The sequence below is a fragment of the Janthinobacterium sp. C22 genome (genome assembly GCF_057919405.1).
The window spans coordinates 5341096-5355468 of the sequence record NZ_CP193659.1 but is presented as its reverse complement, the minus strand read 5'-3'; the positions used below and the strand labels follow the sequence as shown (position 1 = coordinate 5355468).

Genomic DNA, 14373 nt, shown 5'->3' with positions numbered 1-14373 from the left:
TTTGATTTTTATCATGGGCGGCCTGCTGGCCAGCCCGGTCTTCGCCGAGGCGGTCCTGACGCCGGCCCAGGTGCAGGCCGCCTACCGCAGTTCGGAAGCGCAGCTGCTGGACCGCGGCGGCGCACCCTTGCAATCGTTGCGCGTGGACATGAAGGTGCGGCGCTTGCCGTGGGTGCCGCTGGCCGACATCTCTCCCGCCGTGCAGCAGGCCGTGCTGCTGGCGGAAGACCAGCGCTTCATGCGCCATGGCGGCGTGGATGTATCCGCGCTGGCCACGGCCGCCTGGGACAATCTGTTTTCCAAGAAATCCCGGGGCGCCTCCACCATCACCATGCAGCTGGCGGGCCAGCTGGATGCGGACTTGCAGGCGTCCTCGGGCGGACGCAGCCTGCGCCAGAAATGGGACCAGATGCGCGCCGCGCAAGCCATCGAGGACAGCTGGAGCAAGGCGCAGATTTTCGAAGCGTATTTGAACCTCGTGTCATTCCGGGGAGAACTGCAAGGCATCGCCTCCGCCTCGTACAGCCTGTTCGGCAAGGCGCCGTCCGGCCTGAACCAGACGGATGGCATCATCCTGGCCAGCCTGGTGCGGGCGCCGAACGCGCCGCCGGCCACCGTCACGCGGCGCGCCTGTGCGCTGGCAAAGGAATGGCGCATGGACAGCAGCTGCCAGCTGATCGGCCAGCGCGTGCAGACGGCCTTGCAGCGCAATGCGCTGTATGCGGAGCTGGCCCCCGCGCCGCAGGTGGCGCAGCAGTTATTGAAACAGCCGGGCGCGCAGGTCGCTAGCACGCTCGACGGCCCTTTGCAGCGCTTCGCGCAGGAAAACCTGCGCCAGCAACTGGCGTCCTTGCGCGAGCGCAATGTCAACGACGGCGCCATCGTCGTTTTAGATAACCGCAGCGGCGAGATCCTCGCCTATGTGGGCAATGCGGGCGGCAGCCACGTCGATGGCGTGACGGCCCTGCGCCAGGCCGGTTCCACCCTGAAACCATTCCTGTATGAACTGGCCATCGAGCGCCGGCTGATGACGGCCGCCTCCGTCATGGACGACTCCCCGCTGGACGTCGCCACGGCGTCGGGCATGTATGCGCCGCAAAACTACGACCGCAATTTCAAGGGCTACGTCAGCGCCCGCACCAGCCTGGCCAGCTCCCTCAACATTCCCGCCGTGCGCACGGTGCTGCTGACGGGGCAGGACGGTTTTTATAACCGCCTGAAGGACGTGGGGCTGTCCAGCCTGACGGAGCCGGCCGAATACTACGGCCCGTCGCTGGCGCTGGGCTCGTCGGAAGTGACCCTGCTGGAACTGGCCAACGCCTACCGCGCGCTGGCGAATGGCGGGCTGTACAGCACGGCCAGCCTGCAGCCTGGGCAGGCTGGCAAGGACCGGCGCCGCGTGATGGAGCCGGGCGCCGCCTTCATCGTCGGCGACATCCTGGCCGACCGCGCCGCGCGCAGCATGACCTTTGGCTTGCGCAACGAGCTGGGGACGAATTTCTGGAGCGCCGTCAAGACGGGCACGAGCAAGGACATGCGCGACAACTGGTGCATGGGCTACTCGGAGCGCTACACGGTGGGCGTATGGGTGGGCAATTTCGACGGCAAGCCCATGTGGGACGTGTCGGGCGTGACGGGCGCCGCGCCCGTGTGGCGCGACGTCATGGATTACCTGCACAAGAACGTGCCCAGCCACGCGCCGAAGGCGCCGCCCGGCGTGCTGCAGCAGATGGTGGCCTACCAGCCCGCGCTGGAAGCGCCGCGCCGCGAATGGTTTATCGTCGGCACGGAAAGCCCCGTCATCGCCGTGCTGGGCGACACCGTCAAGCCGCCCGCCATCGTGTATCCGGCCGAGGACAGCATCCTCGCCATCGACCCCGACATCCCGCCCGCCCTGCAGCGCGTGTTCTTCCAGGCACAAGGCAGCCACGGCTTGCGCTGGGTGCTCGACGGCAAGGACCTGGGCGGCGCAGCGGAGAGCATCAGCTGGCGCCCCGTGCCGGGCAAGCATGCGCTGGCCCTCGTCGACGATGCCGGCAAGACGGTGGCGCGGGTGGCGTTTCAGGTGCGGGGGAATGCGCTGGCGCAGTTGCTGTAAGCAACGAAGGGCGCAAAATTGAAAATTCCCTGTTAGTGGGCGATGGGTGAAGGGATTTCCCTGACCAAAATTTCAGGGAATGCATTTTTCTTCTTTTTGATGTTATCAAAAGCAACTACCCCATTATCCAGGCAAATCACGCGGTCCGCGGCCTCGATAGTTTCCTTTCTGTGAGCCACGATAATTCTGGTGATCTTCAAACTACCTAAAGCCTTGTTAATTTCGGATTCTCTGGCCATGTCAAGATGTGACGTGGCTTCATCCAGGATAAGGACACGTGGCTTGCGATAAAGCGCTCGTGCCAATAGCAACCGCTGTTTTTGTCCACCGGAGAGACTGCTGCCCATGTCGCCAATTAATGTTTCCGCTCGCAATGGCATTTTCGCAATGTCTTCCGAAATTGATGCCTGTGACAGACATGACCAGACTTCATCCATATCGATATCTTCGTCAAAGAATGCTACATTTTCGGCTATAGTACCCGAGAGTAATTCGTCATCTTGCATGACGACGCCCAGTGATCTACGTATCGCACGCGGCCCCCAGGAGGAAAGCGAGCGTCCATCGATATGAACCTCACCATTTGATGCTGGGTACAAACCGCATAAAACCTTCAAAAATGTAGATTTTCCAGATCCTGATGGACCGACAATGGCTACAAACTCGCCGGCCGATATTTTCAAGGAAATATTTTTAAAAATAGGCATTTCCTGAGGGGCATATGAAAAGCTGAGGTTGCAGATCTCAAAATTTCCATTAATTTCCGTTTGACTGGTCCTGTAGTCATCAATGCCTTCTTCTTTTTCTGCTAGAACTATATCTGCTAGGCGATATGAGTAGATATCAGTCATCCGCCAATTTACTATTTGGTCAAATAGTAGGCTAGCTTTGCTGGAAAATTGTGCTTGATAAGTGAGAAAAGCATAAAAAATTCCAACGCTCATTTCTCCTGTTATTATTGCCGCAGCCCCGAGATAGATGAGGGCGACACGTATTAATCCGTCGACTAAATTTTGCGTGGTTAAGAAAGATAAATTGGCCAGGGCTACTTTTTGATCGCACTTTATTGTATTTGAAAATTTATTTGCCCAATCACTTTCTCGCTCAGGTTCGGCCCCCATGACTTTTAAAGTCTGAATGGCACGAATGCTCTCAATACGTTTGCCATTTTCTGATATTCTTGAGGTAATCGCTTCCATGCCGTAGCGTATGGTGAGAGGTAGGGCTGCAAGGCGGATAATTATGTATAGGAGAAAGCCGCTCAACACTATCAAGGTAAGTTTTGCCGAAAATGTAAGCATCATTATCAGCGTTATTATCGCCAGCATGCCGTCCACGACAACCGCCACTAATGTTCCGGATAGCAGGTCACGTACTGGTCCGATAGCCTCAAAGCGTGAAAGGATATCGGCTAGCCTACGGCGTTGATACCAAGGTAATGGGAGCCTTAACATGTGCCGAAATAGTCGTAGTGTCATGTCCCAATTTAATAATGCAGTTAGCTTGGTGGTAACGATACCACGCAGCAGGCTTGCTCCAGAATTAAATATGCAAAACAATCCGAAGCCAAGGGCGAGTACCATTAAAATATCACGATCGCCTTTTAATGCAGCTTGATCGATGGACAGCTGGATGTAAAATGGCGCAGCTATAATGTAAGCCTGTAGTAGTAATGATAATAGGATTGTTTGGAGCAGCGGAGCATACATTTCAGGAACAACTCTGAACCATGAACTCAAACTCAAAGGACTTGCTTGCTTGCGCTTTATAAATTGAGCGGTAGGTGTTAGTTCGAGTGCAACACCGGTGAAATTCTTCGAGACTTCTTCCATGCCAAGAATTCGTTTTCCCAACGCAGGATCATTCAGAACTACCCTGTCCCGTTTTACTCGTTCAAGTACTACAAAATGTTGAAATCCCCAATGCAGAATTGCTGGGCATTTTAAATTGCGTAGTTCATTGACTTCACAGGAAATTGCTCTTCCTACCATGCCCAGGTCTGTACCTATATCTCTAACCTCCTTCAAGGTCATGCCTCTGGAAGAAATTTTATATTTTCTTCTGAGAAGCGACATGTCAATATCGGATCCCATTATTCTAGATACAATTGCCAAGCAGGCAAGGCCGCATTCGGATAGTTCTGTTTGACGCACAATAATTACCTTTTCGTATTGAAAGCAGCAGTATGTTTATAGTGAAAAGGGGAGCTTTCCATCATTGGAGAGTTTTAGATTGTGTAAGATAATTTTTAAGAGTTTTTATGGTTTTATTTATGTTTCCAAGTAATCAATTTCATATATGTCAAGGCGTTTCATCGATTGGTAAGTCATTGAATTTATTATCTCTTGCAATTTTTCCATTATTGGAAATGGTTGCTCTGTAGTTAAACCCAACGTCTGGAACTTTTTTATTGACTTGGAATCCTCGATAGTCAATGTGCAATCCATCACCGCAGTATGTTGCAAAATTACCAAAGTACGATCTGTCAAAAAAGAATTTTGCCATTTCGGAATTTGATATATCAATTTCAGTATTGGTGCCTTCCCTGATGCTGGTGTTGGAGTATTTTATAGCCCCATTTTTTTGTCTATTTTCAATTCATATATCGAATCCGTGCATACTGTTTTATAAGTAATAATCTCCTGTTTTGCCGCTGTGCCGGAAGATACTGTGACAATTTCACCTGATGATTTTCCGCAAAAAAGGACTGTCATCCAGAATGCGAGCGTTATCTTATTTTTCATTTTTGGTAATATATTTTGATGTTATTTAATTATCGGATATCGTTTTTTTGATATCCGATAAGACTAGCCTACAAAATTTTCATGTATTTATGGTGAATTCATTAGTGACAAGTTGTATCTGTGGCGATGTTATTCTTTGGTTCTGTATTTTTGTTGCTGTTTGCAGCATATTCAAAGACGCCATTTGATTTGACATCCAGAATGTAAGTGAGCATTCCAGCATCAGCGTAATTTGCAGCAATTAACTGTTTTCGCTGCTCGACGTCAAAAGGTGATTGTTTTGTTTGCTCTATATTGGTCTCTGGATGAGAGTGTAGCCAGCCAACAATTTTCTCACCTGTGTGTAAGTCCACATTGATAGTATTGCCGTCACTGACGCCTGTACTGATCGCGCTGGAGCGCAGCGTGCCATCACTAGCACGCACGATCACTACTCCATGTTCATTATCCTGATAGTCTGCGGTCGCTTTGATCTGATTTGCTGCATTCATGATCATGTCACGCAAGCTCTCAAGATTAACACCTGTTGGAGTGATGGCCGGAGCAGGAGAGGAATGCGTGCAGCTGTCGTCTGGTACGTCAGGACCACCGCCACTACCTCCTCCGGGATCAGACGGCGTCAAGTCTCCACCACCCCAACTACCGCCGCCGCCGCCCCAGCCACCTCCCCATCCGCCGGGGCCGCCTTCAATAACTACAATGGGCATAGTTCCGGTCTCGCTTGACCAGCCATAGCCACCACAAATGAGTTCAAGCATATCATCAGGAATTTGACGCATAGTTCATTTCATTCTTTATGTGATTTAAATGTAGTGATGCCACTTATTTAGACAGTGAAATCATGCAAAATTACTGGGCAATGGTAGTGATCATTACTTTTTGAACTGTATTGAGCGGAATTATTGATCAGTATTTTTGCGTCAAGTAAGGCATCACCTGTGATTTCTGCAAATTGAATGTTTTCAATGCAGCCGTGCCGTGCCCGCAGTTGGCGTGCCCGTAGTATCAACTCCTCCTTATGGAAAATTTTTAGAAAAAATGTTAATGAATTTATTTTGTTTTTGCCGTTTTCAGTTAATTGATCCAGGCAGGAAAGTGCGAACTTCACTTGTCCATATTTTTTAAGTTCATTTTCAATCGAAATAATTGCATGAAAAAATGAATAATTTATGTCTTTGTTGAATTTGCATTCCAGCACATTTTTTATTGAAATAAAGTATGGCGGTGCTGAATTTGGATTGGTGGGGTCAGGGCTTTTAACGCGACTGGCTGCAAGAGCATAACTGCGAGTTACGTCATTCTCCATGGTGGGAGTCGGGAGAGTTCTCATGAATCTTACATATTCGATTATGATGTCTAACATGTAATTGAATATCTTCAGATATTTTCCATCGATAATGGCGCGTGCCAAAAGTTCCTCATATACACCATTCTTGAGTTTGCTCAATTCTGCCAAGGGAAGATAGGAAATGTCATGGTCATATTTATTTTTCAGATGCAAATTGAACATTGTTCTGGCAACTCTCCCATTGCCATCGGAAAAAGGATGTACGGACAAAATAATCAGATAAAGTTGCAATGCTCCAAAAATAGCTGGACCTTCTGAGAATTTCGAAACATTTAGGAATATAGGAGATGCTTCCGATGGAGGAGGAATGTGTAGTTCAGGAAGATATTTTATTGTAACATCGAATTTTCTCAGCGGCTCAGCGTCTTTGAAAAAAATTCTACGTAGTTGACATGCCGTTGTATAAACCGATTCTTCCATATTCGGCAATCCCTCCGCGATGGCCCGCTGCATGCAGATTTTTTCTTGACCAAGAAAATAACCAGTGTTCTGACGTTTTATTAACTCAGTTCTAATTTCGTCCCGAATAGCTATGCTATTCGCCGGCGCATAAGTGAAATGGCTCAGCTGTTCGTAACTTAATGATGGTTTTTTTAACGCCGTGCTAAGGAGCGCGTCGATCCGTTGGCATCGGATCCGTGTGGCTGCATTTAACTGTGCCCATGGGAGGGGAGAGTAGTGAATTGAGTTCATATATTTCAGATTGGCTTTAAATTGAGCGTTTCGCCGCTGCACGGAGTGGACCAAATATCCAGTTAATTAATGATTCTTCTTCAAGAATTAGATCTGCAGACAAACGCATGCCTGGATATAACGTCCAGTTTTGGCCATACGCTTCAAGATTCATCCGCACCAGCTTGACTCGAATACGAAATAACTGCTCTTTGGTATCCAGCGGAAGTGGCAGGTCGCCAGGCATTACCGGGCTACCTGAGACGTCACGTACTATGCCATGACCTACCCCGAAGGTCTGATAAGGGAATGCGTCATACATTATGCGTACCTTGGCGCCTTGCTTAACAAAACCAATTGCCTTGGATGGAGCCCATAGTTCCACCTCAAGCTGTGTATCGGTACTGGCAGCACCTGTTGAAGGTACAATGACAGCCAGAGTTTGATTTTGGCTGACAGGCGCTCCAGTATGAATTTGCAGAGCTGTCACGATTCCATCGATGGGTGAAATAAGGTGACGAGAAAGTTGGGAATCAGAATTTAATTCTTTTTCCTGCATTTCTGCTCGTAATGATACGGCTGAATGTTTGGCAAGGTCCGCATCAGCGGATAAACGCCCCAGCTGTGGTATGAGTTCGGCGAGGCGACCTTTTTGCAGCTCATATTCTCGTTGCGATTCCTGAATTTGTTGCTGTATCGAGAGAACGGCATCTTCGTGTTGCCGTAGGAATGCGGATGAAACCATACCCTTTTCCGCTAGTTGGCGATTTGCAGCCAGATTTTGTAGTTGTAGGTCAAGTCGACGCTCCAATAATTTCCGAGCATCTGTTAGTCGTAATAAATCCTCACGGACACTTTTTTGCCTAGTTGTAACCTCTTCCATTTGCTGTGCTAATTGATTCATTTTCGCTGTTTCTTGTCGTACCTGTGCTTCGCGCTGAGTCTTTTGAATGTTTTTTAAGTTGTCTGCAAGGGATGAACCATCTTCCAGTACTGGATTGGCTGTCACTACAATTAACTCTTCCCCAGCTTTAACTTGCTGACCCTCATGTATTAATATTTTATTAGCAATTCCGATGTATTGTGAAGTAATGCGGAATGAACCTTCCAATGGGGTTACATGGCCCGATACTGTTTCCTTTCTTGCGTATTTTGTGTTAAATAAAAAAGCCACGGTGGTGGTGAGTAGGGCAAGAAAAAACAGATAAGATCCACGCGCTGACTCCCAATTGTCTAATCGGAACTCCCATTGATCTTTTGGAATGTTGAATCGCTTCGCGTCGAAAAATCTCACCAAGTAATTTATTTGGATCTTTGTGAATTGGATCGTATATTGATTTTTTATTTTTATGAAAATCGAGGTTTTCATTCATGTCCGAGTGTGCCATTTGTATTGTTTTAGATAAATAAGCGTGAAATTTAATGGCAGTGGCAGGGGCGACAATGGTTAATTCACGAACCTTGTGTTATTTAATTATATTTGCAAAAAAATAAAAATGGAGAGTTGTTATGAAAAAAAGTTTTAATTTAGAAATTTTTATATTTTTTTAAATTTTATTTTTCAATACCTATAATTTGTTGCTTAATATTTCAGAATTGGCACATGTTGCCAGATTTTTTGGCGGATATTTTCTGCGATGTGGGAAAGGCTTGCATGAAATTCGTTCGTTGGATCAAATTGATGTGGTTGTGGAATATTGACATCCATACTTATGATCATGGATGGGGAAATTCATATAAACTTGCTGCTCTGCGATTGGTATGCATTTATACCGAGGACGGGGATTGATGGGTGAAAGGGATTTGCTGGGGCATTTAACCGCCCTAATTTGACTGAGGCGGAAATTACTGAGGAGGGATAGGCGGGGGACAGCCTGTATGTATAGGCTATGCTGACTGGGATGATAAGCGGTATGGAGGGGAGGCATCAGAAAATTGACAAAATTCAGCCAGAATATTGTTAGGCCAGGTTGTTCTCATCGATCCTGATGTTGGCCTGGAATGACATTACTATCACCTTGAAGCTCTACAAGTGGCCGGGTATATCTCTGTCAGTAAGTAGATGGCAGCTTCGGCAATATTCGCAGGAGTTGCTTGAAACGCAGCACATGAGGAAACTGTTTACATTGCAGGAACGTGGTACGCAATACTTGCACGCTGGTGGACAGAGGCAGAGGCAAGCGACGCCATTGACATTTGGGAATTGCATAAATGAGCGTTTGTGTTCATCGGCGACATGATTTCCTAATAAAAAAGGTGTCGCCGATTCTAGCGCAATGCTGTTAAAAATAATTAAGGCGCACTGATGATCTTCGTCAGCGCAATGCGATACGCGGGCTGCACGTCGCCATCCTGGTCAATCTTGTCCGTCATGATCACGCCGAAACCCTGCGCATACCACACGTATTCGCCGCTCTTGCCCTTGCTCTTGCCGCCCACGTCGTGCAATTCGAACTTGCAGGCGTCGGGGAAGCGGCGCCCGCCCAGTTCCAGGCGCTCCCAGCCCAGGAAGGTGATCGAGAAATCGCGTTGATCCGTGCGCGTGGAGGTGGTGATCTTGTCGGACAGGCCCGCCAGCGGGTAGTGGGTGCTCGTTTGCGTGTCGGTGAATTGCACGCGCACTTCCTGGCCCGGACGCATCCTGGCGGGGATGGCCGACTGCGGCGCGTAGACGTTCTTGCTGCGCACGGTGCCGTCTTCGTTGTAATGGACCGTGCCCGTCAGGAAGACCTGGCCGTCGCGGATATCCTGGTAGGACGTGGCCAGCAAGACGCCGCCGTCGAGGATCAGCTGGATACCCTTGAGTTTCTTGCCTTCGAAGACTTCCTCGACGTTGACTTGCGCGTCGCCATTGTTCTTGCTGAACTTGACGCCCGTCGTCAGTTCCATGCACTCGCCCACCGTGGGCGCCGCCTGTACGCCCGCGGCCGTGAATACGCCTGCCGCCACCATCGCTTGCCATGCTGCTTTCATTGTCATCCCGGCTATCTTGTAAAGGCGCGATGATAGCGTGCCTTGGAGCAATGTGGCGCAGCGCTGATCTTATTTTGCGGGGGCGGGGGGATGCTGGGCACAGCGGGTGTGGATGCTGTCGGCTTGCCGCGCCGCGTGCGCTTGTCGGTGCGCGTCTTGGCAGGCTTGCCGTCGTGGATCAGCTTGCCCTTGTTGTCGAGCTTGTCGGACTGGTCCGATTGCTGGCCCGGATCGTTGGCATTGTTGGTGTGGTTGCCCGTCTGGTTCACGTTTGTCGTCGACTGGGCTTGCACCCAGGCGCCGCCGACGGTCATCAGGGTGGCGGCCAGCAAGAGAGCGGCGGTTTTCATGGCAGTGTCCTGTGCAGAAATGAATAAGAGCTTGCATTCTCACACAGGAGACCGCCCGCACGGGTAGGACGCCGCCCCATGGCTGTGTCGGCCATTTGCTTCAGATTAACGGAATTGCTCCGTCGAGATATCAAATCGCTTGAGCTTGTCGTACAGGGTTTTCTTCGGGATATTCAAGCTGGCGGCCGCGTCGATGACGTTGCCATTGTGGCGGCGCAAGGCTTCCTCGATGATGGAAATCTCGAAGGTGTCCACCTGTTCGGCCAGCGATGCCTCGCGGCAGCCGGCCGGGCTCAGGGTGTCGTCCAGCAAGCCCAGCACGAAGCGGTCGGCCACGTTGTGCAGTTCGCGCACGTTGCCGGCCCAGCGCTGCGCCATCAGCGAGGCGATCAGTTCGCCGCTGACGAGGGCGGCCGGCTGGCCGTAGCGCAGGGCCGCCTGCAGCACGAAAAACTCGAACAGCAGGGGGATATCCTCGCGCCGGTTGCGCAGCGCGGGCAGGGTCAGGCTGGCCACGTTCAGGCGGTAGTACAGGTCGGGCCGGAACTTGCCCTGTTCCGCCAGCACGTTCAAATCCTCCTTGGCGGCGGCGATCACGCGGAAATTGACGGAAATGAGTTTGTTTGAACCGAGACGCTCGACTTGCCGTTCCTGCAGCACGCGCAGCAGTTTGACTTGCAGGGCCAGCGGCATGCTTTCGATTTCGTCGAGGAACAGGGTGCCGCCGTTCGCGTACTCGATCTTGCCGATGCGCTGGCGCTGCGCGCCCGTAAACGCGCCTTCCTCGTGGCCGAACAGTTCCGATTCGAAGATCGATTCGGGCAGGGCGCCGCAGTTGATCGCCACGAAAGGATGGTCGCGCCGCTCGCTGAAGTCGTGCAGGCAGCGCGCGATCAGTTCCTTGCCTGTGCCCGTTTCGCCGAGGATGATGATGTCGGCCGACTTCGGCGCCAGGGTCAGCACCAGCTGGCGTACCTTGGCCATGGCCGCGCTGCGGCCCACGATGCGCGCCTCGATGCCCACCCGCTGTTCGAGCTGGCGGCGCAAGTTCATGTTTTCCAGCACCAGGTGGCGTTTATCCAGGGCGCGGCGGCACACTTCCACCAGCAGATCGGCGGAAAACGGTTTTTCGATGAAATCGTAGGCGCCGCGGCGCATGGCGCCCACGGCCATCGACACGTCGCCATGGCCCGTGACGAGGATGACGGGCAGGCTGGCATCCTGCGCCACGGCGATATCGAGCAGTTTCAAGCCATCCATGCCGGGCAGCTTGATGTCGCTCAATAAAATGCCGGCAAATTCGGGCACCAGGTAGGGCAGCGCTTCCTCGGCCGTGGCGACGGCCGTCACTTGCAGGCCCGCCAGTTCCAGCGATTGCCGGGCGCCCTTGCGCACGACGGCGTCGTCTTCCACCAGCAGCACTTGCATGCCCTCAAAATTATTCTCGTGCATTCCCTATTCCTTCGTCTCTATCTTATTCTCCCCCGGGTCGCAGCTCAGGGTGATGGTAAATTGTGCGCCGCCCCTTCCTGCGCGCTGCGGTTGCGCACGGCCAGTGCGCTGCCGGCCGCGCGCAGTATGCCAGCGCTGATCGATAATCCCAAGCCCAGCCCGTGTTCCTTGGTGGTATAGAAGGGGTCGAAGATCTTGTCGAGCGAAGCGAGCGGGATGCCGGGGCCATTATCGGTGATATGCAGCACGGCAAGGCCGCCTTCGCGGCGTACCTGGAACCAGATCTGCACGGGTTCGCTTTCCGGCACGGCATCCATGGCGTTGGTGATCAGGTTGGTGAACACCTGCTCCAGGCCGATGGCGTTGCACAGCACGATGATGTCGTCCTCAAGCCAGCTTTCATGCAGGGTCAGCCGTTGCGAATGCTTGCGCGTGCGGATTTGCAGCATGGTTTGCGCAAACGCCTGGCGCACGCTGACGGGCTTGCGGGCATCGTCGCTGCGCCGCGCAAAGCCCTTCAGTTGCGAGGTGACGTAGCCGAGGCGCTTGACGAGGTCGGAAATGGTCGACAGGTTGTCGAGCGCGTCATCGATCTGGCCGCGTGCCAAAAAGACCTTGGCATTGTCGGAAAACGTCTGCAGGGCGGCCAGCGGCTGGTTCAGCTCGTGCGTGACGCCGGCCGCCATCTGGCCGATGGCGGCCAGCTTGCCGCTTTGCACCAGTTCCGCCTGGGCATAGCGCAAGGTTTGCTCGGCCCGCTCGCGCTCGGCCACTTCCGCCTGCAGGCGGCCGTTCGCGTGCACGAGGTCGGCCGTGCGCTGCTCGACCTTGATTTCCAGCTGTTCATAGGCACGGGCCAGCGTCTGTTGCGCATTGAGCTTGTCGGCGATGCGGCGCCGGCGCTGGCGCGCATACATCAGGGCCAGCAGCAGCAAGGCCCAGCCCAGCGCGGCGGCGATGGCCGCGTTGCGCGCCGCCTCATTCACCTGGTCGAGCTCGGCCAGCACGGTGATTTGCCATTGCAGCGGGCCCAGCACGCGGTTCACGGCCAGATAGTCCGCCTTGTCGGCACTGCCGGACAGGGCGGGGGAGTCGCCAGCCTGGGGACGTTCCAGGGTCATGACGCTGGCGCCGTCGGCGAACTGGCGCTGCACCTTGTGCGGCAGGATGGGCAGATTTTCTTGCAGGAACTGGCGCTGCTCGCTGATGTCTTTCTTGGCGGCCGGCGACAAAGGCGCCAGGGTCTTGAACTTGAAGGCGGGGGTGGTGGCCAGGATGATCACGCCATTCGCATCCTTGACCCAGATCTGTTCGCCCGCACCGGGCGTGCGCCACGATTGCTCGATCCAGTCCAGGTTGACCTTGGCGGCGACGATGCCGAGGATGCGCCCGTCGCGCTGCACGGGCTGCGAAATGAAATAGCCGGCCTCGAAGGTGGAAAAGCCGATGCCGTAGAAGCGGCCGATGCCGCCCGCGATGGCGTTCTTGAAATACGGGCGGAAGCCGTAGTTGACGCCCACATACGAGCTGCGGTCTTGCCAGTTGCTCGACGCCAGGGTCGTGCCTTTGTCGTCGAGCACGTAGACGGCAAAGGCGCCGGCGCGGCGGTTCATGTCGACCAGGTAGGCATTGATCTGCGTGACCTTGTCGGCGCTGGGCTGCTGCAGCAATTGCGCCACCGCATCGCTCTGGGCCACGGCCAGGGGCAGGAATTCGTATTTGTTCAGGGCGCCGCCGATGGACGCCGCATACAGTTCCGCGCGCGAATCTAGCGTGCGGTGCAATTCATCGAGCTGACGCTGCTTGACCCAGGCATACGAGGCCCACGTCAGCACGGCCAGCGAGCCCACGGCCAGCAGGGGGCCGAATAGCCTTGGGGTCTGACCCGCCGGGTCAGACCCCAAATAAGTTTGCGGTCGCTTAATCAAGCTACCTCAATCGGCGGTGCTGGCCATCGTCTCGGCGTTATGGTGCCTTTGCTGCTCTTCCATCACCATCTCGCCCAGCATGCGCTTCAGGCGGTTGAACTCGGGGTCGCTCGGGTCGCGCGGGCGGGGCAGTTCGATGGCCACGTCGCGCTTGATGGTGCCGGGACGGTAGGTCATGACGATGGTGCGGTCGGCCAGGTAGATCGATTCCTCGATCGAGTGCGTCACAAACACGATGGTGGTGCCGAAGACTTTCCAGATTTTCAGCAACTCATCTTGCAGGTTGCGCCGCGTCAAGGCGTCCAGCGCGCCGAACGGTTCATCCATCAGCATGATAGGCGAATCGAGGGCCAGCACGCGAGCAATCGCCACGCGCTGGCGCATGCCGCCGGACAAGTCTTTCGGGTAGCGGGCACGGAATTCCGTCAAGCCCAGCATGCTCAGCAGCATGTCGACCCGTTCCGTGATCTCGGCCGGCGTCTTGCCGGCGATTTCCAGGCCGAAGGCGATATTGCTTTCGATGGTCATCCAGGGGAACAGCGCGTATTCCTCGAACACCATGCCGCGGTCGGGACCGGGCTCGGTGATCAGCTTGCCGCCGGCCAGGATCTGGCCCGAGGTCGGCTGCGAAAAGCCGGCGATGGCGTTGAGCAAGGTCGATTTGCCGCAGCCGGACGGTCCCAGCAGGCAGATGAACTCGCCGCTGGCGATTTCCAGGTTGATGTCTTTCAGGGCGATGACGTCCGCGCCGCCCGTGGTGAAGATTTTATTGACTGCATTGATATTGATCGTGGTCATGGCCGTTCCT

11 protein-coding genes are annotated in these 14373 nt (G+C 53.6%); 1 reads left to right on the top strand and 10 read right to left on the bottom strand.

Going from position 1 to position 14373, the window contains the following annotated elements; all coding sequences use genetic code 11:
* The first annotated feature begins 13 nt into the window (after positions 1-13).
* Positions 14-2098 (top strand): penicillin-binding protein 1C, encoded by a 2085-nt coding sequence (gene pbpC, locus ACRHIG_RS25005; protein WP_489630872.1) that lies wholly within the window; start codon positions 14-16, stop codon positions 2096-2098.
* 32 nt (positions 2099-2130) lie between these two features.
* On the opposite strand, the gene ACRHIG_RS25000 is transcribed toward pbpC, so the two are convergent.
* From ACRHIG_RS25000 to ACRHIG_RS24955, 10 genes are all read right to left on the bottom strand, one after another.
* Positions 2131-4251 carry a peptidase domain-containing ABC transporter gene (locus tag ACRHIG_RS25000; RefSeq protein WP_489628262.1) on the bottom strand — a complete coding sequence of 707 codons (2121 nt, stop codon included), beginning with the start codon at positions 4249-4251 and terminating at the stop codon, positions 2131-2133.
* Positions 4252-4399: 148 nt separating this feature from the next.
* Positions 4400-4603 carry a hypothetical protein gene (locus ACRHIG_RS24995; RefSeq protein WP_489628261.1) on the bottom strand — a complete coding sequence of 68 codons (204 nt, stop codon included), beginning with the start codon at positions 4601-4603 and terminating at the stop codon, positions 4400-4402.
* A 340-nt stretch (positions 4604-4943) separates the two neighbouring features.
* Positions 4944-5621 (bottom strand): hypothetical protein, encoded by a 678-nt coding sequence (locus ACRHIG_RS24990; RefSeq protein WP_489628260.1) that lies wholly within the window; start codon positions 5619-5621, stop codon positions 4944-4946.
* Positions 5622-5668: 47 nt separating this feature from the next.
* Entirely contained in the window at positions 5669-6883 is a 1215-nt protein-coding gene (locus tag ACRHIG_RS24985; protein WP_489628259.1) for a Fic family protein, read from the bottom strand.
* Positions 6884-6899: 16 nt separating this feature from the next.
* Positions 6900-8231, bottom strand: coding sequence for an HlyD family secretion protein (locus tag ACRHIG_RS24980; RefSeq protein WP_489628258.1), 1332 nt, complete (start codon positions 8229-8231; stop codon positions 6900-6902).
* A gap of 923 nt (positions 8232-9154) precedes the next feature.
* Positions 9155-9835, bottom strand: coding sequence for a hypothetical protein (locus tag ACRHIG_RS24975; RefSeq protein ID WP_489628257.1), 681 nt, complete (start codon positions 9833-9835; stop codon positions 9155-9157).
* An 11-nt stretch (positions 9836-9846) separates the two neighbouring features.
* On the bottom strand, positions 9847-10185 hold the full coding sequence (locus tag ACRHIG_RS24970; RefSeq protein WP_489628256.1) for a hypothetical protein: 339 nt from the start codon (positions 10183-10185) through the stop codon (positions 9847-9849).
* A gap of 105 nt (positions 10186-10290) precedes the next feature.
* Positions 10291-11637 carry a sigma-54-dependent transcriptional regulator gene (locus tag ACRHIG_RS24965; RefSeq protein ID WP_489628255.1) on the bottom strand — a complete coding sequence of 449 codons (1347 nt, stop codon included), beginning with the start codon at positions 11635-11637 and terminating at the stop codon, positions 10291-10293.
* Between the two features lie 44 nt (positions 11638-11681).
* Positions 11682-13541, bottom strand: a complete 1860-nt coding sequence (locus ACRHIG_RS24960) for a sensor histidine kinase (RefSeq protein ID WP_489628254.1) — start codon at positions 13539-13541, stop codon at positions 11682-11684.
* A gap of 30 nt (positions 13542-13571) precedes the next feature.
* The gene (locus tag ACRHIG_RS24955; protein ID WP_489628253.1) at positions 13572-14363 is read right to left on the bottom strand and encodes an ABC transporter ATP-binding protein; all 792 of its coding nucleotides are present in this window, start codon (positions 14361-14363) and stop codon (positions 13572-13574) included.
* Between the last annotated feature and the right edge of the window lie 10 nt (positions 14364-14373).